This window comes from Mesorhizobium sp. M1252, assembly GCF_040318265.1.
Classification (GTDB): domain Bacteria; phylum Pseudomonadota; class Alphaproteobacteria; order Rhizobiales; family Rhizobiaceae; genus Mesorhizobium.
In genome coordinates this window covers 58,996-79,501 of record NZ_JAMYLX010000013.1, presented here as the reverse complement: position 1 = coordinate 79,501, position 20,506 = coordinate 58,996, and the positions used below count along the sequence as shown (strand labels likewise).

Here is a 20,506-nt window from a genome sequence, read left to right as displayed (position 1 = left end):
CCCGCGTCGTGCCTTGGCGCGGCAATGCGCCGCGCCATATTTCCTAACCCATCCTTAACCATAACGGTTCATGAAGAGATCGGTGAAGATTGGAAGAATCCGCGCGCCTTCCTTTCACCAATATTTGCCCTGAAAAGGCCGCCAACGGTGCATTTTGGGGTTAATCCGGAAGCCAAGCGCGAACGGACCACAAGGGATGCCCATGGGCCAGCCGCCAGCGATGCCCGGAAAATCTTAAGGACTGAAGCATGGAAACTACCGCACTCGCCGATCCGGCAGCGCAATTGTCGATTTGGGCGCTGTTCACACAGGCCAGCTGGGTGGTCAAGCTGGTCATGATCGGTCTGCTCTGCGCCTCGGTCTGGACCTGGGCGATCATCGTCGACAAGCTGGTCAGCTATGCCCGCATGCGTCTGTCGCTCAATCGCTTCGAACAGGTGTTCTGGTCGGGGCAGTCGCTGGAAGAGCTCTATCGCACGCTTGCCGACCGCAAGACCACGGGCATGGGTGCGATCTTCGTTGCGGCCATGCGCGAATGGAAGAAGAGCTTCGAGAAGGGGGCCAAATCGCCGCTCGGCCTGCAGACCCGCATCGACAAGGCGATGGACCTGGCGTTGACGCGCGAGATGGAGAAGCTGGAGGGCCGTCTCGGCTTTCTCGCCACCACTGGTTCGGCCGCACCCTTCATCGGCCTGTTCGGCACCGTCATCGGCATCATGACCTCGTTCCAGGCGATTGCCGGTTCGAAGAACACCAGTCTCGCGGTTGTTGCACCCGGCATTGCCGAAGCGCTGCTGGCGACGGCCATCGGTCTTCTCGCCGCCATACCGGCGGTTATCGCCTACAACAAGCTGTCATCCGACGCGAACAAGATCGCGGTGCGGATGGAAGGGTTCTCGGATGAGTTCTCCGCCATACTCTCGCGCCAAATCGATGAAAAAGTAGCGCCTAAGGGCTGAGGTAAGAAGATGGGTATGTCGGTTGGCATGGCAGGACGCGGCGGGCGCGGACACAGGCGGCGCGGCCGCCACCATGCATTGATGTCGGAAATCAACGTCACGCCGATGGTCGACGTGATGCTGGTGCTCTTGATTATCTTCATGGTCGCCGCACCTATGTTGACGGTCGGAGTGCCGGTCGACCTGCCGGAGACGAAGGCCAAGGCTATGAACGCCGACACCCAGCCGATCACCGTTTCGATCGACGCGGCCGGCAAGATTTTCCTGCAGGAGACCGAAATCCCAAGGGAAGAGCTGGTCGCCAAACTGCAGGCGATTTCCAAGACCGGCTACGAAGAGCGCATCTTCATCCGCGGCGACAAGGCGACCAACTATGGCGCCGCGATGGAGGTCATGGCCCTCATCCAGGCCGCCGGCTACAAGAATATCGGCCTGATTTCACTGCAGCAACAGGATCAGTAGACGCACGATGAAGACCGGCCTCACCACATCGGTGATACTGCATACGGTGGCACTGGCTTTCGGCCTGTTCACCCTGTCGGCGCCGGCCGCGCTGCCGTCCACGGATGTGGAGTCGATAGCGGTCGACATCGTTCCCATGGAAGCCATTGCGCAGACGCTGCAGGGCGACAAGAAGGCGGTGATGCACGAAAAGCCGGCGCCGATGCCGACCAAGCGTCCCGACATCGTGCCAGATGCACAGAAAATCGGCGAGAACAGCGTTGATACCGACAAGCCGGTGACGGACGAGCCCAAGCCGAAGCCGGTGGAGAAAACAGCGACGGCTGCTCCGGCGCCGACCCCGACCGAAAAGCCGAAGACCGAGGACACGCCGAAGCCAAAGGAAGCGCCGAAGCCGACACCTGCGACGGAGGTGGCGCCGGAGCCGCAGCCGAAGGAAGAGGTCAAGCCCGAGCCGGTGAAGCAGGTTGAACCGAAGCCGACCCCGGTGAAGGAGCCTGCACCAACACCGCAGCCGGACACGACCGCCGCCATAGAGCCGAAGCCACGCGTGAAGCCCGATGCGGTCGCCGAAGCCATATCGGATCAGCAGCCTCTGGAAGAAGCGCAGCTTCCGACTTCCGCTCCTGCTCCCGAAGCACGGCCGAAGCCGCAGCCGGCGCAGGCCGAAAGCGCGAAGGCACCGGACCGCAAGGACGCTGACAAGCCAGTCAAGGAAGCCTCGTCGAAGCCGAAGTCGGATGACAAGCAGTTCAATGAGGCTGACATCAAGGCTTTGCTCGACAAGCAGAAGCCATCCGGCGGCGGCGCCAAGCGCTCGACCCAACAGGCATCGCTAGGCGGCGACAAGGATCAAGGCCAGAAGCTGTCGAAGTCCGAGCAAGGGGCATTGGAAGAACAACTCGGTGGCTGCTGGACCCTCCCGGTTGGGCTTGAGGGTTCTGAGGATTTCACCGTGGTGATCCGTTTCAGCCTGGATGCCTCCGGCAAGCTGGAGGGCCGTCCGACCGTCGAGAAGTCCAGCGGCAACCCCCAGTTCGACAGCAGCGCGGTTCGCGCTGTGCAGAAATGCGATGTCGCCGGCCTGCAGGTGCCCGCCGGAAAGCATGACATTTGGTCCGACGTTCGCGTCAACTTCGATCCCAGAGCGATGCTTGGCCTGTAGCCTGAGCACCCAGAAATCAGCAAGAGAAGCGAGAAGACATGAAATCCATCCTCAAGCCGCTCCTGATGGTCGCCGCGATGGCGATGGGCATGAACGCCGTCGTCACCTTGCCTGCTCGAGCAACCCTCGAGCTCAACGTCAACAAAGGCAATGTCGAACCGATGCCGATCGCCATCCCAGATTTCCAGGGAGGGCTCGGCGCGCAGATTTCCGAGATCGTCACCGCCGACCTGAAGCGCTCCGGTCTCTTCGCACCGATAGACAAGAACGCCTTCATCGAGAAGATCGCCAATCCGGATGCGCAGCCCCGTTTCGACGACTGGAAGGTGATCAATGCGCAGGCGCTGGTCACCGGCAGCGTGAGCAAGGAGGCGGACGGCCGAATCCGCGCCCAGTACCGACTATGGGATATTTTTGGCAACCAGCAGATAGCCGGGGAGCAGTTTTTCGCCAACGACGCAAATCAACGCCGTGTCGCCCACATCATCGCCGATGCGATCTATGAGAAGCTCACCGGCGAGAAGGGCTATTTCGACACACGCGTCGTCTTCATCGACGAATCCGGCGCCAAGAATGCGCGTAAGAAGCGGCTCGCCATCATGGACCAGGACGGCGCCAATGTGCGCTATCTCTCCGATGGCCGCTCGATCGTGCTGACGCCGCGTTTCTCGCCCAACCGGCAGGAAATCACTTACATGTCGTATGAAAGCGGCCAGCCGCGGGTCTATCTGCTGCAGATCGAGACCGGGCAGCGCGAACTGGTCGGCAACTTTCCCGGCATGACCTTTGCGCCGCGCTTCTCGCCCGACGGCCAGAAGGTGATCATGAGCCTGCTGCGCGATGACGGCAATTCCAACATCTTCGCCATGGACCTGCGAAGCCGCTCGACCACCCGGCTGACCAACTCGACCGCCATCGACACCTCGCCCTCTTATTCGCCCGACGGCAGCAAGGTGGTATTCACTTCCGATCGTGGCGGCCGTGCGCAGATTTATGTGATGGGCGCCGACGGCTCGGGCCAGACCCGCATTTCGTTCGGCGACGGCGTCTATTCGACGCCGGTGTGGTCCCCGCGCGGCGACCTCGTCGCCTTCACCAAGCAGACCGGCGGCGAATTCCAGATCGGCGTCATGAAGACCGACGGTTCGGGCGAGCGCATCCTCTCCTCGGGCTTCCAGCAGGAGGGACCGACCTGGGCGCCCAACGGCCGCGTGCTGATGTTCTTCCGCGACTCCGCCGGCGGCCCAAAACTGGTTTCCGTCGATCTCACCGGCCGCAACGAACAGTCGATCCCGACCGCGAATTTCGCGTCGGATCCCGCCTGGTCGCCGCTGCTGGAGTAGTTTCGGCCGAATTGCCACACCTGCTAAAAAGGGGCCCGTTTGGCCCCTTTTCCATTCATTAGTCGCGTTTCGGCCGCATTTCCGCCTAGGGTCCGCGCCAACTGTGACCGTGGATTTGAAGGTCGTGGACGGACGATCGAAACCAAACATTAACCGTATTTCTTGAATGCCGGTTAACCCAAACGTGGTTACTGGGTGATCAACGAAATCACTCGAAATACGATCACTCGAATACGAAGGAGAGGCGGCATGGGCCGTATCGCAGCACTTACCAGAAACCCGGCGATGATCGCCCTGATCGCGATGCTCGCCATCACCGGTTGCGCCTCGAAGAAAACCCCGAACAACGCTGCCGATCTCGGTCTCAATGGCGCGGGTGCCGCAACGCCGGGCTCGGCGCAGGACTTCACCGTCAACATTGGCGACCGCATCTTCTTTGACACGGACTCGACCGCGATCCGCGCCGATGCGCAGACGACGCTGTCGCGGCAGGCACAGTGGCTCAACCAGTACAAGCAGTACGCCATCGTCGTCGAAGGCCATGCTGACGAACGCGGCACACGTGAATACAATCTGGCTCTCGGCGCCCGCCGCGCCGCCGCCACTCGCGACTTCCTGGTCGCCAGGGGCGTCTCGGCGAGCCGATTGAAGACGATTTCCTACGGCAAGGAACGTCCGGTCGCGGTCTGCGACGACATCTCCTGCTGGTCGCAGAATCGCCGCGCCGTCACCACGCTCTCCGGCGCCGGCTCCTGATGAGTAAGACGGCGGCGCGCCTTCTTCTTCCGCAATTCCGGACGGAAAACCGTTTCACACTTTTCCTGGAATTGCTTGTGTCGCATAATTGCAACACCTCCATGCGAAAGGCGGCCTTGTGGCCGCCTTTTTCAGTTTCGGCCCCGGAAACAAACCCGGAAACAAAATTTGGCCGAAGTCTCGCCTCCTGCTAAGAACCGAGGGCGTCGTGCCGGTCCCACTGTGATCGGAAGGCGCGAACAGGCTCACGATATTCACGGCGAGAGGCACATGCATTTCAGATCGGTCTTGAGCGGCACGCTTGCGCTGCTGCTCGTATCAGGCTTCGCGGCTTCTGCGAGCGGCACCGGACAACCCGCGGATAGCGGCTTTTCCTTCCATCTGCCGACGCTCGGCATTTTCGGCAAGAAGGAGAAGCCGGAGCAGCAACAGATCGCGCAGCAGCAGGACGGCACCGCCGCCGCGGGGCTGGAAGATCAGCTCCGGCAGATGAACGGCAAGCTCGAGGAACTCAACTTCCAGATCCTGCAGATGCAGGAGCAGATGCGCAAGCAGCAGGAAGACAACGAGTTCCGCTTCCAGCAGTTGGAAGGCGGCTCCAGCGGGCAGCCGCCGGCCCAGAAGAAATCGGAGGCCGCGCCGCAGGACGGTGGCGCGGGCACCGGCGTCGCCGAGGCCCCGGCAGACCAGGCGCCGGCCGATGCCGGCGCGCAGTCGGATGGCGGCCAGAGCGTCGGCGAGGTCATCGTCGAATCGCAGACCGGCGATCCCGGCAAGGTGATCAACGGCACGCCGCCCAAGACCTTCGGCACCATCACCGTCGACAAGAACGGCAATGTAATCGACGCCAGCGGCAACACGCAGGCAGCGGCGCCGGCGGAAGGTGCGGCTCCCGCCGCCGAGGCGCCGGCTGCCGGGGCTAAGACCGGCAAGTCGGACGGCACGGTGGTGGCGGCGCTGCCTGCCACCAACAACCCGGAAGAGATCTACCGCAACTCCTACCAGTTCATCCTGTCGGGCGACTACAGCACCGCCGAGCAGGGTTTTCGCGACCACATCGCCCGCTTCCCGAAGGACGCCAAGGCGGCGGACGCGCATTACTGGCTTGGCGAATCGCTGCTTGGCCAGCAGAAGTATCATGACGCTGCCGAGGTTTTCCTCTCCGCCAGCAAGGACTATCCGAAGGCCAAGAAGGCGCCTGACATGCTCCTGAAGCTTGGCGTGTCGCTGGTCGGCCTCAAGCAGAAGGATGTCGCCTGCGCCACCTTCGGCGAGATCGGCAAGCGCTATCCCGATATTTCGGCCGCGCTCAAGGAACGCGTCAAGCAGGAGAGGGCGCTGGCGGCGTGCTAGTCTTTGCCGTGTTGTCCCAGAACCGGGACCACTTTTACGCGACATGCACTGATGCTCGATACCGAGCCTGACCTTTCGAATTTTTCGCAGATCGACTTTACCAACGGCGCACTTGCGGCCGTATCCGGCGGCAGCGACTCGACCGCCCTCCTTCTTCTCCTCAAGGCTCACCTCGACCGCAGCGCCCCGACAGCCCGGCTGCTGGCGGTGACGATCGACCACGGCCTGCGTCCGGAAGCAGCAGTCGAAGCGCGCAGCGTGGCAAAGCTTTGTGCCGAGCGCGGCATCGCGCACCGGACACTCAACTGGTCCGGCGCCAAGCCGTCGGCCGGCCTGCCCGCGGCGGCGCGCGAGGCGCGCTACCGGTTGCTGGCCGAGGCAGCGCAGGCGCAAGGCATTGGTGTGATCGTGACCGGCCACACCGCCGACGACCAGGCCGAGACCGTCCTGATGCGAGCCGCGCGGAATGATGGGCGAGAGCTTGCAGGCCGAGGTCTGGCCGGCATGGCGCCTGCCACTCTCTATGACTGGCGGACCTGGATCGCGCGGCCGCTGCTCGGCGCGCGGCGCGCGGCGTTGCGCGCCTTCCTGCAGTGCGAACATGTCGGCTGGGTTGAGGATCCGACCAACATCGACACGAATTTCGAACGCCCGCGCATCCGCGCCGTGCTCGGCGAAGACCGGAGCGGGCAGCGTTTTGCCGAAGCGATCGGCCTGGCCAGGCGGGCCGCCGGCGAGCGCGAACAACTCGGTCGCCGCGCCGCCGCCCTGATCGGTGAATTTGCCAGCCGGCCGGCGAGGGGTCTCATCCGTCTCGATCCCGGTCTTGCCGAAGCTGACGACACGCGAGCCGCGGTCTATGCGCTGCGTGTCCTGCTGGCGGCGACGGGCGGCACCGCCTTGTTGCCGGACCAGGCGCGCGGCGAAGCGCTGTTCGAGCAAATGCGGGCCGGTCGGCTTTGCGCCACATTGTCGCGGGCGGTCGTCGAAATCAGGCGAAACGGCATCTTCCTGCGCCGTGAATCGCGCGACCTGCCGCGTTCCGCGCCGATAGCTGGCACTCTGCTTTGGGACGGTCGCCGGCGGATCACGCCAGACATCGAAGCCGGGGCGATCACATTGGGCGACAGTTCGGGTGCATGGTTGATCGCGCCGCTTGGCGCTGCTGCCGCCGCCAAAACGCCGATTGCCGGGGATGGCGCGCCGCCAAGCCTTGTGCGCGCCGCCCTGGCTGCGGAACCGGCGCTATGGCGCGGCGGCGAATGCCTTGGTTTTGCAGGGGATGTAGCGGCGGCGGCGGCAATCGCCGTCAGTCCCGCCGTTGCGCCCTTTGCCCGTTTTCTGCCGTGCTTCGATCTGGTGTTGGCGCAGGCCGTGGCCGAGTTGATCGGCGCACCGCCTGTCTCGGCTTGCCCTTTGGCCGCCACAGTGCCGGTTGATCATGGCGCGAAAGCTTAACCCAGACGTGCTGTTATGCTTGGCAAGGGGGGGCGCTCTCCCTATGTTAGGCGCAAGTTTCCTCTCATGACGCGTGTCCCAGCGGGCACCAACGGGACAATTGATGAATCCGAATTATCGCAATCTCGCGCTCTGGGCGATCATAGCGGTCCTGCTCATTGCTCTCTTCAATCTGTTCCAGACGCCGCAGACTCGCGGGGCCTCGACCGACGTTCCCTATTCGCAGTTCCTGCAAGAGGTCGCGGCCGGCCGGGTCAAGACGGTGGTCATCGCCGGCGCCCGCATCACGGGCACCTACGCCGACAACGCCAATGGCTTCCAGACCTATTCGCCTGGCGATCCGCAGCTGGTCTCGCGGCTGCAGGACAAGAACGTCACAATCAATGCGCGGCCTGAGTCGGACGGTTCCAACTCGCTGTTCAGCTATCTAATCTCCTACCTGCCAATGCTCCTGATCCTTGGCGTGTGGATATTCTTCATGCGCCAGATGCAGTCCGGCTCCGGCCGCGCCATGGGTTTCGGCAAGTCGAAGGCCAAGCTTCTCACTGAGGCGCATGGCCGCGTCACCTTCCAGGATGTCGCCGGCGTCGACGAGGCCAAGGAAGATCTGGAAGAGATCGTCGAGTTCCTGCGCGATCCGCAGAAGTTCCAGCGCCTCGGCGGCAAGATCCCGCGCGGCGTGCTTCTGGTCGGACCTCCCGGCACCGGCAAGACGCTGCTCGCCCGCTCCGTCGCCGGCGAAGCGAATGTGCCGTTCTTCACCATTTCGGGTTCCGACTTCGTCGAGATGTTCGTCGGCGTCGGCGCAAGCCGTGTCCGCGACATGTTCGACCAGGCCAAGAAGAATGCTCCCTGCATCATCTTCATCGACGAAATCGACGCTGTGGGCCGCCATCGCGGCGCCGGCCTCGGCGGCGGCAATGATGAGCGCGAACAGACGCTGAACCAGCTGCTGGTCGAGATGGACGGATTCGAGTCCAACGAGAGCATCATCCTTATCGCCGCCACCAACCGGCCCGACGTGCTCGATCCGGCGCTGCTGCGTCCGGGTCGCTTCGACCGCCAGGTGGTGGTGCCGAACCCCGACATCGTCGGCCGCGAGAAGATCCTCAAGGTGCATGTGCGCAACGTGCCGCTGGCACCGAATGTCGACCTCAAGGTGATCGCACGCGGCACGCCGGGCTTCTCGGGCGCCGACCTGATGAACCTTGTCAATGAATCCGCTCTGATGGCGGCGCGCCGCAATAAGCGCCTTGTCACCATGGCCGAGTTCGAGGACGCCAAGGACAAGATCATGATGGGCGCCGAGCGCCGCTCGTCGGCCATGACCCAGGCCGAAAAGGAACTCACGGCCTATCACGAGGCCGGCCACGCCATCCTGGCGCTCAACGTGCCGTCGGCCGATCCGCTGCACAAGGCGACCATCATCCCGCGCGGTCGCGCGCTCGGCATGGTCATGCAACTGCCGGAAGGCGACCGCTATTCGATGAGCTACAAATACATGATCTCGCGGCTTGCCATCATGATGGGCGGCCGCGTCGCAGAGGAGTTCAAGTTCGGCAAGGAGAACATCACCTCCGGCGCGTCCTCGGACATCGAGCAGGCGACAAAGCTGGCGCGCGCCATGGTCACGCGCTGGGGCTTCTCCGACAAGCTCGGCCATGTCGCCTATGGCGACAACCAGGAAGAGGTTTTCCTCGGCCATTCGGTGGCGCGCACGCAGAACGTCTCGGAAGAGACCGCGCAGATCATCGACGCCGAAGTGCGCCGGCTGATCGACGAGGCCTATGTCACGGCCAAGTCCATCCTGACCAAGAAGAAGAAGGAATGGATCGCTCTGGCGCAGGGCCTGCTCGAATACGAGACGCTTTCGGGCGAAGAGATCAAGCAGCTGATCGCCGGGCAGAAGCCCGCGCGAGATTTGGGGGATGACACCCCCACAAGCCGCGGCTCGGCTGTGCCGAAGTCCGGCCGCCGCAAGAAGGGTCCCGAGCCCGAAGGCGGCATGGAGCCTCAGCCGTCGAGCTGAGCTGACATCACTTGATGCAAGAAAACGCCGCGGCTCAATCCGCGGCGTTTTGCTATTCAGGGTCTCTCAAATAGCATGCGGGATGGATGCATTTGCTTTGCCGGGGCGCACACCGTCAGTCCGGCCAGCATGTTGCTTGCCCCATCTGGCCAGCGGGATCAGGGCATTGTCCAGCTCGATGCCGAATTCGGTAATCGAGTATTCGACCCTCGGCGGCACCTCGGGAAAGATTTCGCGATGGACGATGCCGTCGGCCTCCATTTCGCGCAGCTGTTGGATCAGCATCTTTTCGCTGATGTCAGGCACCAGCCGCTTCAGCTCACCGAATCGTGCCGGCGCCTTGTGAATCTGCCAGAGCAGTAGCGCCTTCCATTTGCCGCTGATGACCTCCAGCGCCGGCCCCAATCCGCAACTATCTGGCTGTTTCTTTCCCATGTTTCATCCAATTCTGAGCAATCGGTGGGTAGCTTACATTTTTGTCGGTACTTGAGAAAAACCAAGCCGGTCCATAGCTTCAAACCAGCTCGCCGGCATCGGCGAACACCACAACACCATATCGGTACCTCGCTTCGACCTGCAAAGGCCGTCGGCGGCCGGATTTGTCAAAAAGGGATGGATCATGACACGATACGCAAACAAGAAGGCCGTTGTCATCGGCGGGACGCACGGCATGGGGCTCGCCGTTGCCGAAGCCCTGATCGAAAGCGGCGCCGAGGTCCTGGTCACCGGCCGCGACCAGCGCAACATCGAGGCCGCGCGAGCCAAGCTGCTTTCGCGAGCTCATGTCGTGCGGTCCGATATCTCAGACATGGCCGATATCGTCACGCTCGGTGCCGAAGTGGGGCAGAAGCTTGGCCAGATCGACTTCCTTCACGTCAATGCCGGGGTGGCCAATCTCGAACCCGTGGAGCGGGTCACCGAGGACAGTTACGATCGCACCTTCGACATCAACACCAAAGGCGCTTTCTTCACCGCGCAGCGCCTGCTGCCCCTCATCAGGGATGGTGGCGCCATAGTCTTCACCTCGTCGATCGCCGACGAACCGGCACTGGCGGCATGAGCGTCTATTCCGGATCGAAGGCGGCACTGCGCGCCTTCGCCAAGGTCCTGGCCGCCGAGCTTCTGCCGCGCCGGATCCGCGTGAATGTGGTCAGCCCTGGTTTTATCGATACGCCGACGATGGGTGTGGCCGACGCCTCGGCCGAGGAGCGGGCCGCCTTCATGGCGATCGGCGACGCGGTCACGCCGATGAAGCGCCACGGCACGATGGAGGAGGTGGCGCGCGCAGTGCTGTTCCTGGCGTTCGACGCGACCTTCACCACGGGCGCGCGGCTGACCGTGGACGGTGGCCTTGGCCAGGACCTGACCCCGACACCGGCGTAACCGCGCAACCAAACCAAGGAGAAGCAGAATGAGCGACATAACAGTAATCGGTCTCGGCGCCATGGGCACTGCGCTTGCCGAAGCCTTTCTGAACCAGGGACATGCGGTAACGGTGTGGAACCGTTCTCCGGCAAAGGCTGAGGCTTTGGCAGCCAAGGGCGCCATTGTGGCCAAGAGTGTCGAGGAAGCCGTCAGATCGAGTCCACTGATCGTGGCGTGCCTGCTTGTCTATGACACCGTTCGTGAGGTGCTCGGCCCAAGCCGAGACGCGCTGTCGGGCCGCACATTGGTCAATCTCACCAACGGCACGCCCGAGCAGGCGTGGGCGATATCGGCCTGGGCGGTGAGCCAGGGCGCCAGCTACATCGACGGCGGCATCATGGCGGTGCCGCCGATGATCGGCGGGCCGCACGCCTTGATTCTCTACAGCGGTTCGCGCCAGGCGTTCGATGCCTGTTCGGGGCAGCTCGGAGCGCTCGGCACCAGCAAATTCCTCGGTGAGGATGCTTGCCTCGCGCCGCTCTATGATATCTCGCTTCTGAGCGGCATGTACGGCATGTTCGCGGGCGTTCTGCAGGCGTTGGCATTGACGGGCGCAGCAGGGATCCCGGCCGGCGAGTTCATGCCGCTGCTGGCCTCCTGGCTTCAGTCGATGCAAGGCCTGCTGCCGAAGTGGGCGGAACAGATCGACAGTGGCGATCACACCAGCAATGTCGTTTCCAACCTGGGCATGCAGGCTGATGCCTACGTCAATCTTATCGATGCCAGCAGGTCGGCTGATGTCAGCACCGAACTCGTCTTGCCGATGCAAAGCCTGATGAAGCGCGGGGTGGCTGCCGGCCAGGCCAATGCCGATCTTACAAGCCTGGTCGCACTGCTCCAGCTCTCGAAACAAGGCGCTTGACGGGGCAAGACCCAAGAGAAGGCCCGCCAACCTTGCGGTTGGGGGCCTTCGATCTTCAAACGCTGCTGGTCGATCAGCTCTTCAGCTTGGCGTTGCAGAGGCTGTAATAGCCGCCGCCCTTCTGGATCCAGCGAAGGCCGTTCAACGTACCCGCGTCCTTGTTGCCGTGGTAGCCCTGCAGGCAGGTCTTCATACGCGCCTTCGAGGGCTTCTCGGTCTTGAATTCGGCGGCGAGGGTGGTCGGGAATGTCACGCCCGTCGGCGCTACAGCGGGGGCGACCGCCGCGCTGGTTTCCTTCTGCGACTGCGGCTCGGTTTTGACCGCATCCGCATTGGCACTCTCCGCAGCTGACGTCGCGCATTTCTCGGTGCGGAAAGCGGTCCAATCCATGCCGTTCAGAGTGCCGCCTTCCTTGGCTGTGCGATAGGCCTCGCCGCATTCCTTCATCGTCAGTGCGCTTGCAGGGGCGACGCTCCACGCAATCCATGCCGTCACAGCCAATGCCGCCAATTTCAATCTGGACATAAGACCCTCCTGGTTGACAAAAGTTCGATGTGCTTTTGTATACCATTTGTTCTGCATATGTTCAATTGGAGTCTTTGCGAACCACCGATATGTCTGGCGGTGGGCAGTGTGGGCGAATAGATGATGCCGACAGCTTCCGCGGTATGTAGACGCGAGCAACGCCGGGTGTGTTCGAGCGCGACAAAAGGCCCGCGCATGCTGCGATACGCGGGCCATTGTCTGGAGAATACGGCTACGGGATCAGCTCTTCAGCTTGGCATTGCAGAGGCTGTAGAAGCCGCCGCCCTTCTGGATCCAGCGCAGGCCATTCAGCGTGTTGGCGTCCTTGTTGGCATAATACACCTCGAGGCAGGTATGCATGCGGCCCTTGGCCGGCGTCTCGCCGGCGTATTTCTTTGAGATCGCGGCCGGGAACTTGACACCTTTGGGAGCGCTGACCGAGGGCTTCTCGGGCTCGCTGGTATAGGTCGCCTCGCTCGGAGCCGGCACGGTGTCGTCGTCATCTGCGCCGGCGCCGCATTCGGCCTTGCGGAAGTCGTTCCACTTCTTGCCACCCAGCGCATTGGCAGACTTGGCAGCCTGGTACTTGGCGCTGCAATCGGCCATGCTCAGGCCCTTGCCGCTGCTGTCGGCAGCTGCCTTGGTGGTTGCCTTGGCGGGTGCTGCCGCGGCCGAGGCCCCGGCGGCGCATTCGGCCTTGCGGAAGTCGTTCCACTTCACGCCGTTCAGCGTGCCGGCGGCCTTTGCCGCCTGGTACTTGGTGCCGCATTCCTTGGCCGTCAGGCCCTTGGCGCCATCGTCGGTTGTGGCTGCGGCCTTGGTCGTGGCCGGTTCTGCCGCGGCGGATGCGCCGGCGGCGCATTCGGTCTTGCGGAAGTCGTTCCACTTTGCGCCATTGAGCGTACCGGCGGCCTTGGCAGCCTGGTACTTAGCGCTGCATTCCTTGGCCGTCAGACCCTTGGCGCCATCATCAGCAGCGGCGGCCTTGGTCGTGTCCGTCTTGGCCGCAGCGGCCTTCTTGGCCGCCGGCTTTGCGGTCTCGGTGGTGGCCGCCGCGTCGGTGCCGCACTCGGCCTTCCGATACTGATTCCAGGTCTGCCCGTTCAGCGTGCCGGCGTCCTTGGCGGCATTATACTTGGTACTACACTGGGCCATGGTCAGCGCGCTGGCGGGCGCCGCCATGAACAAGGTTGCGACGGCAAGACCCGTCAAAGTTGCAAGTCGGTGGATGAGCATGGCGTTCTCCCGTTGCTGCGCCCATAGGTTGTATCTGTGTCAATCAATAGCTCTCAACGCTAGGCTGCGCCAGATGCTAAACGGCGTTCTCCCGATAAGGTGATGGACCCTTGCGATCTGCCCCTCCAACAGTCCGGCTTACCGGCCCAATCTGCGCAGTGTGGCCCAGTGTGAATGTTATATTGCGGCAACACCGTGTCATGATACGCTGCCAACGCTCCGAACAGCCTGCTACAATGATTTTCTAAGAATTGGTAATATACAATCACACAATGTGATAGTCGGGCTCGGACCAATTGTGGCATTACGAGCCGGCTGAAAACCGACGGGGATTCTGGCAAGCATGGCAGGACGTTATTTTGGCACCGACGGCATTCGCGGGCGCGCCAACAAGTTTCCGATGACGGCTGAGATCGCGATGCGGGTCGGCATGGCCGCCGGCCTGTCGTTCCAGCGCGGCAGCCATCGCCACCGCGTCGTGCTCGGCAAGGACACCAGGCTGTCCGGCTACATGATCGAAAACGCCATGGTGTCCGGCCTGTGCGCGGCCGGCATGGATGTGTTCCTGCTCGGCCCGATCCCGACACCGGCGGTCGCCATGCTGGTGCGCTCGCTGCGCGCCGATATCGGCGTCATGATCTCGGCCTCGCACAACCCTTATTACGACAACGGCATCAAGCTGTTCGGTCCCGATGGCTACAAGCTCTCCGACGAGATCGAGGAGCGCATCGAGAGCATGCTCGACAAGGATATCGAACTGGCGCTCGCCGATTCCGACGGGCTCGGCCGCGCCAAGCGCGTCGACGGCGTGCATGACCGCTACATCGAATTCGCCAAGCGCACGCTGCCGCGCTCGATGTCGCTGTCGGGTCTCAGGATCGTCGTCGATTGCGCCAATGGCGCAGCCTACAAGGTGGCGCCCGCCGCACTTTGGGAACTGGGCGCCGAGGTCATTGCCATCAATGTCGATCCGAACGGTTTCAACATCAACAAGGAATGCGGCTCGACCCATCCGGCCGGCCTGCAGAAGAAGGTGCATGAAGTGCGCGCCGATATCGGCATCGCACTCGACGGCGATGCCGACCGTGTCGTCATCGTCGACGAGAACGGCGCCATCGTCGACGGTGACCAGATCATGGCGCTGATCGCCGAGTCCTGGCACCAGAGCGGGCGACTGGCCGGCGGCGGCGTCGTCTCGACGGTGATGTCCAATCTCGGCCTCGAACGCTTCCTTGGCGACATGAAGCTGCAGCTGCATCGCACCAAGGTCGGCGACCGCTATGTCGTTGAGCATATGCGCGCGCACGGGTTGAATGTCGGCGGCGAGCAGTCGGGCCACATTGTGCTGTCCGATTTCTCGACCACTGGCGACGGGCTGGTCTCGGCTCTGCAGGTGCTGGCCTGCATCAAGCGGCAGAACCGGCCGGTCAGCGAATTGTCGAAGAAATTCGAGCCGGTGCCGCAACTGTTGAAGAATGTCCGCATCGCCGGCGGCAAGCCGCTTGAAGAAGCCTTAGTCAAGGCGGCGATCGAAGATGCGCGCAACCGTCTAGGCAAGGCCGGCCGCCTGGTTATCCGGCCCTCGGGCACCGAGCCGCTGATCCGCGTCATGGCCGAGGGCGACGACCCACAGCTGGTCGAGGCCGTGGTCAACGACATCGTCGACATCATCTCGGAAACGCGCAGCGCCGCCTGATTGCGCTGCCTCCGACGGGCAGGGGCGAACTGCCGGCTCAAGACTTCAAGCCCGCCTGCAGGCGGGCTTTTTGTTTCGGCCAGGGTTGGTCCCAGCGTCATGCCGGCGGAGGCCGTTTGGTAAAATGTCGAGAATTCGTGGTTAATTGACAGGGTTAAACGCCTTTTAACTTTTGCAATTCATTATCCACAACTGAGGTCAAACACATTCGAGCGGATTCAAAGTTCCGACGGGTTCTCAGGGGTGACAAACATGTTCAATACAGCAAAAAGGGCTTTCCTAGCCGCGCTGTTCGCAGGCGTGGCCGGGCCAGTATTCGCCGCCGATCTGGCGGAGCCGCCAGTGGTCGAAGAGGCGCCGGCGCCGATCGCCTATGAACAGCCGGCCGATTTCGGCGGCTGGTACATCCGCGGCGATATCGACTATCACTGGTCGAAGTTCCGCGGTGGTGACTACACCACCTACAGCCCGGCACCGCCCCAACTCCCCGGTTCGTTCGCCTCCGGCAAGTTGAAGAGTTCCTTTTCGGCCGGCGCCGGTGTCGGTTACCAGGTCAACCGGTACTTCCGCACCGATCTGACCTTCGACTGGATGGGCAAGTCCAATTTCCGCGGCTCGACCAATGGTTTCTGCGGCGGCGGCATAGCTTGTACCTCCGTCGACACATCGTCCTATTCGGCGATGCTGCTCCTGGCCAATGCCTATGTCGATATCGGCACCTGGCACGGCGTGACGCCCTATGTCGGCGCCGGCATCGGTGGTGCCTGGGTCAAGTGGGATACGCTGCACAATACCGATCTCGATGGCTCCTTCGAGCACAGCGGCGGCAAGGGCTGGCGCTTTGCCTATGCCCTCATGGCCGGCGCCTCCTACTGCCTGACCGACCGGGTCAAGCTCGATCTCGGCTATCGCTACAGCCACATCAATGGTGGCAAGATGTTCAACTACGCCTCCGACAGCGATGTCGGCCCGGGCTTCGATCGCGGCATCAACGTGCACGAAGTGCGCGGCGGCCTGCGCTACCAGTTCGGCCGGTCGGACTGCGCCCCGCCGCCGGAGCCCTACGTTCCCGAACCGGAGCCGGTCTACACCAAGTAGTCGCTTCGAAATCCAGGAATTTGCGAACCGCCCGGCCATGCCGGGCGGTTTTTGTTTGCCGATTGCGGTGCACTTCCAGGCCGCGGCGTGCGGAGAGAAAGCCTATCGAAATCAAATCGGTAACGTCGCGTTATCCTTAACCCGCACTTAACCACTATGGTTAACAATGCCCACTGAAACGGCGCTTGCGATCAAAATGAAGAGCGCCAATTTCAGGAGCCGGGGACCCATGAATTTCAAATTGCTGACAGCGCCGGCACTTGCCGCACTCGCACTTGCGCTGCTGACGCCGGCGCAAGCCGCGGACTACGATCCGCCGATCTATGTCGATCAGGCGCCGGACTATCAACCGGTCGAGGTCGGCTCGGGCTGGTATCTGCGCGGCGATGTCGGCTACGCGTTCAGCCATCCCTTCGAGCATGAGGAAGCGACAACCGGCCCGCTTAACAGCTTTACCGATGAGAGCAGCCTTTTCACAGGCAGTTTCGGTATGGGGTATCATGTCAACGACTATCTTCGGGTCGAGCTGAACGGCGGGATTCTTCCGACCGACAAATTCGGGGAACACGCCAAGTTGGCAGCCACTTGCGACGGCCATACGCTTGTGGACGACGGTTTTGGCACCATCAATTCCGTCGCGGCTACGCAGGCATGCGATCTTTCCGACAATGCTTCCAACAAAGGCTACAGCATCATGGCCAATGGCTATGTCGATCTCGGCACCTATGTTGGGATCACTCCATATCTTGGCGGAGGGATCGGTGTCGCATACAATAAATATTACAGGAGCATTGGGGCGAAGGATTGCGTGGAAGTGGCCCCCAATTCGTCCGGCACGGGCGGGTTCTCTTGTGACGATCCGGCCGGTTACGAGGGTGCAACGGATAAGGAGGGCAAATTCAACCTTGCCTATTCGATCGGTGCCGGCCTTTCCTATCAGGTGGCCAAGAACGTGTCGGTTGACCTTGGCTACGAATATTTCTCGGTGCCGGAGGGCAAATACGTCGCCTATGACAGCGGCGCCTTCAACATCCACAAGGGCATCAATTATCAGACGGTCAAGCTCGGGCTGCGCTACGACCTCTGGTAGGCTGGCTGCAGATACGAAACCCGACGGCGGATCTCTTCGATCCGCCGTTTGCGTTTGGGCTCACGAAATCCTGATCCCGGACTGCTTCTATCTTGTCAGCGACAAAAACTTTCCTCTTGACGCCTGAGGGCTGAACGCATATCGCCGTCCGTGGGCCACCCCTCCCCAACGAGGGGCCACTATCTGGAAGGATAGACCACGATGACGACGCATACGAAGCCCGGACTCCGTCCGGCAAACCCCAATTTCTCCTCAGGTCCCTGCGCAAAACGCCCCGGCTGGTCGGTCGAGGCGCTGAAGAATGCTGCGCTCGGCCGTTCGCACCGCGCCAAGATCGGCAAGACCAAGCTCGAACAGGCCATCGAGTTGACGCGCGAGATTCTCCAGGTTCCGGCCGATTACCGTATCGGCATCGTGCCGGCGTCGGACACGGGTGCTGTCGAGATGGCGCTGTGGTCGCTGCTCGGTGAACGCGGTGTCGACATGGTGGCATGGGAAAGCTTTGGCTCGGGCTGGGTGACCGATGTCGTCAAGCAGCTGAAGCTCGCCGATATCAGAAAGGTCGAGGCAGGCTATGGCGAACTGCCGGATCTCACCAAGATCGATTTCGACCGCGATGTGGTCTTCACCTGGAACGGCACGACCTCAGGCGTGCGCGTGCCGAATGGCGATTTCATACCGGCGGATCGCAAGGGCCTGACCATCTGCGATGCCACCTCAGCGGCATTCGCGCAAAAGCTCGATTTCCAGAAGCTCGACGTCGTCACCTTCTCCTGGCAGAAAGTGCTGGGCGGCGAGGGCGCACACGGCATGCTGATCCTGTCGCCTCGCGCCGTCGAGCGACTGGAAACCTACAAGCCGGCGTGGCCGCTGCCGAAAATCTTCCGCCTGACCTCGGGCGGCAAGCTGATCGAAGGCATCTTCAACGGCGAGACCATCAACACGCCGTCGATGCTGTGCGTCGAGGACTATCTCGATGCGCTTCATTGGGCGAAGTCGATCGGCGGTCTCGATGCGTTGATTGCCAGAGCCGATGCCAATGCCGCCGTGCTCGATGGCTTTGTCGACAAGTCGTCCTGGCTCGGCCATCTCGCGGTCGATGCGGCGACACGGTCCAACACGTCCGTATGTCTGTCCTTCACCGACGCCGATGTCGCGGCGCTCGACGCCGACGGGCAGGCGGCTTTCGCCAAGGCGATCGTCTCTGTGCTCGACAAGGAAGGCGTCGCGTACGACATCGGCTCCTATCGTGACGCACCTCCCGGTCTGCGCATCTGGTGCGGCGCCACAGTCGAGACCTCCGATCTCGAAGCGCTGCTGCCTTGGCTCGACTGGGCCTTCGCCACGCAGAAGGCTTCGCTGAAGGCCGCAGCCTGAGATTTCGTGGCGGCCTGCGGGCCGCCCTTTCCCGACAATCCAGTTCAAGGAGGCCGCCATGGCGCCCCGCGTTCTCGTCTCTGACAAACTCTCCACCACCGCCGTCCAGATATTCAAGGACCGCGGCATCGAGGTCGACTATTTGCCCGATCTCGGCAAGGACAAGGAAAAGCTGCTCGAAGTCATCGGCCAGTATGATGGCCTTGCCATCCGCTCGGCGACCAAGGTCACGGAAAAACTGATCAACGCAGCGACAAGACTCAAGGTCGTCGGCCGCGCCGGCATCGGTGTCGACAATGTCGACATCCCCGCAGCGAGCCGCAAGGGCATCATCGTGATGAACACGCCTTTCGGCAATTCGATCACCACGGCCGAACATGCGGTGGCGATGATCTTTGCACTCGCACGGCAGATCCCGGAGGCCAATGCCTCGACCCATGCCGGCAAATGGGAAAAGAACCGCTTCATGGGCGTCGAGATCACCGGCAAGACGCTGGGTGTCATCGGCTGCGGCAATATCGGCTCGATCGTCGCCACGCGCGGGGTCGGCCTGAAAATGCATGTCGTTGCCTTCGATCCGTTCCTGTCGGACAAGCGCGCCGAGGAACTCGGCGTCGACAAGGTCGAGCTGGACGAGCTTTTCGCCCGCGCCGATTTCATCACGCTGCACACGCCGCTGACCGACAAGACGCGCAACATCATCGACGCGGCGGCGATCGCCAAAATGAAGAACGGCGTGCGCATCATCAATTGCGCGCGTGGCGGGCTCATCGTCGAAGCCGACCTGGTCGCGGCGCTGAAGAGCGGCAAGGTGGCGGGCGCCGGCGTCGATGTGTTCGAGGTCGAACCGGCGGAGAACAACGCGCTGTTCGGCATGGAGAATGTGGTGGCAACGCCGCATCTGGGCGCCTCGACAGCGGAAGCGCAGGAAAATGTCGCGCTCCAGGTGGCCGAGCAGATGGCCGACTATCTGATCAAGGGCGCGGTTTCGAATGCCATCAACATGCCCTCGATCACGGCCGAGGAAGCACCGCGGCTAAAGCCGTTCGTCAAGCTCGCCGAAGTGCTCGGCGCCTTTGTCGGCCAGGTCACCGAGGACCCGATCAACGAGGTCGAGATCCTGTTCGATGGCTCGACCGCGACGATGAACACGCGTGCCCTGATCAGTGCCGCGCTTGCCGGACTGATCCGGCCGCAGGTCGCCGACGTCAATATGGTGTCGGCGCCGATCATGGTGAAGGAGCGCGGCATCATCGTCGCCGAGGTCAAGCGCGACAAGTCGGGCGTGTTCGACGGCTACATCAAGCTGACGGTGAAGACCGAGCACATGACGCGCTCGATCGCCGGCACCTGCTTCTCCGACGGCAAGCCGCGCTTCATCCAGATCAAGGGCATCAATCTCGACGCCGAGGTCGGCCAGCACATGCTCTACACAACCAATGCCGATGCGCCCGGCATTATCGGCCTGCTCGGCACGGTGTGCGGCGAGAACGGCGTCAACATCGCCAACTTCCAGCTCGGCCGCAACCGGCCGGGCGGCGACGCGATCGCGCTGCTCTATCTCGACGCGCCGTTCCCGGAGAAAGTGCTGGAACAGGTCAAGGCGCACAAGTCCATCGACTCGGCCAAGCGGCTGCAGTTCGACATCAACGCAATGTAGTTGACGGCGTG

Annotated in this window: 17 protein-coding genes and 1 pseudogene; 15 read left to right on the top strand and 3 right to left on the bottom strand. The window is 62.5% G+C overall.

Annotated elements, in window-relative coordinates; genetic code table 11:
* Positions 1 to 248: 248 nt before the first annotated feature.
* The 8 genes from tolQ (at position 249) to ftsH (ending at position 9,525) form a co-directional block, all read left to right on the top strand.
* Positions 249 to 959, top strand: coding sequence for a protein TolQ (tolQ, locus tag NKH22_RS23835; protein WP_023673844.1), 711 nt, complete (start codon positions 249 to 251; stop codon positions 957 to 959).
* A gap of 9 nt (positions 960 to 968) precedes the next feature.
* A complete protein-coding gene (tolR, locus tag NKH22_RS23830) occupies positions 969 to 1,421 on the top strand; it encodes a protein TolR (protein WP_023673843.1) in 453 nt (150 codons plus the stop codon).
* Positions 1,422 to 1,428: 7 nt separating this feature from the next.
* Positions 1,429 to 2,586 (top strand): cell envelope integrity protein TolA, encoded by a 1,158-nt coding sequence (gene tolA, locus NKH22_RS23825; protein WP_023699374.1) that lies wholly within the window; start codon positions 1,429 to 1,431, stop codon positions 2,584 to 2,586.
* Between the two features lie 38 nt (positions 2,587 to 2,624).
* Positions 2,625 to 3,929, top strand: coding sequence for a Tol-Pal system beta propeller repeat protein TolB (gene tolB / locus NKH22_RS23820; protein ID WP_023673841.1), 1,305 nt, complete (start codon positions 2,625 to 2,627; stop codon positions 3,927 to 3,929).
* 249 nt (positions 3,930 to 4,178) lie between these two features.
* On the top strand, positions 4,179 to 4,685 hold the full coding sequence (pal, locus tag NKH22_RS23815; protein WP_023684182.1) for a peptidoglycan-associated lipoprotein Pal: 507 nt from the start codon (positions 4,179 to 4,181) through the stop codon (positions 4,683 to 4,685).
* Between the two features lie 270 nt (positions 4,686 to 4,955).
* The gene (ybgF, locus tag NKH22_RS23810; RefSeq protein WP_023711976.1) at positions 4,956 to 6,038 is read left to right on the top strand and encodes a tol-pal system protein YbgF; all 1,083 of its coding nucleotides are present in this window, start codon (positions 4,956 to 4,958) and stop codon (positions 6,036 to 6,038) included.
* A gap of 51 nt (positions 6,039 to 6,089) precedes the next feature.
* Positions 6,090 to 7,496: a tRNA lysidine(34) synthetase TilS gene (gene tilS, locus NKH22_RS23805; RefSeq protein ID WP_352911236.1), complete on the top strand. Its 1,407-nt coding sequence runs from the start codon at positions 6,090 to 6,092 to the stop codon at positions 7,494 to 7,496.
* Positions 7,497 to 7,599: 103 nt separating this feature from the next.
* Positions 7,600 to 9,525, top strand: a complete 1,926-nt coding sequence (ftsH, locus tag NKH22_RS23800) for an ATP-dependent zinc metalloprotease FtsH (RefSeq protein ID WP_352911233.1) — start codon at positions 7,600 to 7,602, stop codon at positions 9,523 to 9,525.
* Positions 9,526 to 9,591: 66 nt separating this feature from the next.
* Here ftsH and NKH22_RS23795 read toward each other — a convergent pair whose 3' ends face one another.
* Positions 9,592 to 9,960, bottom strand: coding sequence for a winged helix-turn-helix transcriptional regulator (locus NKH22_RS23795; protein ID WP_352911231.1), 369 nt, complete (start codon positions 9,958 to 9,960; stop codon positions 9,592 to 9,594).
* 184 nt (positions 9,961 to 10,144) lie between these two features.
* Here NKH22_RS23795 and NKH22_RS23790 point away from each other — a divergent pair.
* Positions 10,145 to 10,908 (top strand): annotated as a pseudogene (locus tag NKH22_RS23790) (SDR family oxidoreductase).
* Between the two features lie 28 nt (positions 10,909 to 10,936).
* Positions 10,937 to 11,812, top strand: coding sequence for an NAD(P)-dependent oxidoreductase (locus NKH22_RS23785; protein ID WP_023742246.1), 876 nt, complete (start codon positions 10,937 to 10,939; stop codon positions 11,810 to 11,812).
* A gap of 73 nt (positions 11,813 to 11,885) precedes the next feature.
* Here the strand turns inward: NKH22_RS23785 and NKH22_RS23780 are convergent, their stop codons facing one another.
* The gene (locus NKH22_RS23780; protein ID WP_023688968.1) at positions 11,886 to 12,338 is read right to left on the bottom strand and encodes a hypothetical protein; all 453 of its coding nucleotides are present in this window, start codon (positions 12,336 to 12,338) and stop codon (positions 11,886 to 11,888) included.
* Positions 12,339 to 12,578: 240 nt separating this feature from the next.
* Entirely contained in the window at positions 12,579 to 13,574 is a 996-nt protein-coding gene (locus tag NKH22_RS23775; protein ID WP_352911228.1) for a hypothetical protein, read from the bottom strand.
* 343 nt (positions 13,575 to 13,917) lie between these two features.
* On the opposite strand from NKH22_RS23775, the gene glmM reads away from it, so the two are divergent.
* From glmM to serA, 5 genes are all read left to right on the top strand, one after another.
* On the top strand, positions 13,918 to 15,270 hold the full coding sequence (gene glmM / locus NKH22_RS23770) for a phosphoglucosamine mutase (RefSeq protein WP_023688970.1): 1,353 nt from the start codon (positions 13,918 to 13,920) through the stop codon (positions 15,268 to 15,270).
* 252 nt (positions 15,271 to 15,522) lie between these two features.
* Positions 15,523 to 16,368, top strand: a complete 846-nt coding sequence (locus tag NKH22_RS23765; protein ID WP_023711972.1) for an outer membrane protein — start codon at positions 15,523 to 15,525, stop codon at positions 16,366 to 16,368.
* A 229-nt stretch (positions 16,369 to 16,597) separates the two neighbouring features.
* Positions 16,598 to 17,458 carry an outer membrane protein gene (locus NKH22_RS23760; protein ID WP_352911225.1) on the top strand — a complete coding sequence of 287 codons (861 nt, stop codon included), beginning with the start codon at positions 16,598 to 16,600 and terminating at the stop codon, positions 17,456 to 17,458.
* Between the two features lie 201 nt (positions 17,459 to 17,659).
* Entirely contained in the window at positions 17,660 to 18,835 is a 1,176-nt protein-coding gene (locus NKH22_RS23755; RefSeq protein WP_352911222.1) for a phosphoserine transaminase, read from the top strand.
* A gap of 58 nt (positions 18,836 to 18,893) precedes the next feature.
* Positions 18,894 to 20,495: a phosphoglycerate dehydrogenase gene (gene serA / locus NKH22_RS23750; RefSeq protein ID WP_023806564.1), complete on the top strand. Its 1,602-nt coding sequence runs from the start codon at positions 18,894 to 18,896 to the stop codon at positions 20,493 to 20,495.
* Positions 20,496 to 20,506 lie beyond the last annotated feature (11 nt).

Excerpts from the sequence above, each read along its gene's own strand:
- tolQ (WP_023673844.1), top strand. The coding sequence starts at position 249 with ATGGAAACTACCGCACTCGCCGATCCGGCAGCGCAATTGTCGATTTGG.
- tolR (WP_023673843.1), top strand. The coding sequence starts at position 969 with ATGGGTATGTCGGTTGGCATGGCAGGACGCGGCGGGCGCGGACACAGG.
- tolA (WP_023699374.1), top strand. The coding sequence starts at position 1,429 with ATGAAGACCGGCCTCACCACATCGGTGATACTGCATACGGTGGCACTG.
- tolB (WP_023673841.1), top strand. The coding sequence starts at position 2,625 with ATGAAATCCATCCTCAAGCCGCTCCTGATGGTCGCCGCGATGGCGATG.
- pal (WP_023684182.1), top strand. The coding sequence starts at position 4,179 with ATGGGCCGTATCGCAGCACTTACCAGAAACCCGGCGATGATCGCCCTG.
- ybgF (WP_023711976.1), top strand. The coding sequence starts at position 4,956 with ATGCATTTCAGATCGGTCTTGAGCGGCACGCTTGCGCTGCTGCTCGTA.
- tilS (WP_352911236.1), top strand. The coding sequence starts at position 6,090 with ATGCTCGATACCGAGCCTGACCTTTCGAATTTTTCGCAGATCGACTTT.
- ftsH (WP_352911233.1), top strand. The coding sequence starts at position 7,600 with ATGAATCCGAATTATCGCAATCTCGCGCTCTGGGCGATCATAGCGGTC.
- NKH22_RS23795 (WP_352911231.1), bottom strand. The coding sequence starts at position 9,960 with ATGGGAAAGAAACAGCCAGATAGTTGCGGATTGGGGCCGGCGCTGGAG.
- NKH22_RS23785 (WP_023742246.1), top strand. The coding sequence starts at position 10,937 with ATGAGCGACATAACAGTAATCGGTCTCGGCGCCATGGGCACTGCGCTT.
- NKH22_RS23780 (WP_023688968.1), bottom strand. The coding sequence starts at position 12,338 with ATGTCCAGATTGAAATTGGCGGCATTGGCTGTGACGGCATGGATTGCG.
- NKH22_RS23775 (WP_352911228.1), bottom strand. The coding sequence starts at position 13,574 with ATGCTCATCCACCGACTTGCAACTTTGACGGGTCTTGCCGTCGCAACC.
- glmM (WP_023688970.1), top strand. The coding sequence starts at position 13,918 with ATGGCAGGACGTTATTTTGGCACCGACGGCATTCGCGGGCGCGCCAAC.
- NKH22_RS23765 (WP_023711972.1), top strand. The coding sequence starts at position 15,523 with ATGTTCAATACAGCAAAAAGGGCTTTCCTAGCCGCGCTGTTCGCAGGC.
- NKH22_RS23760 (WP_352911225.1), top strand. The coding sequence starts at position 16,598 with ATGAATTTCAAATTGCTGACAGCGCCGGCACTTGCCGCACTCGCACTT.
- NKH22_RS23755 (WP_352911222.1), top strand. The coding sequence starts at position 17,660 with ATGACGACGCATACGAAGCCCGGACTCCGTCCGGCAAACCCCAATTTC.
- serA (WP_023806564.1), top strand. The coding sequence starts at position 18,894 with ATGGCGCCCCGCGTTCTCGTCTCTGACAAACTCTCCACCACCGCCGTC.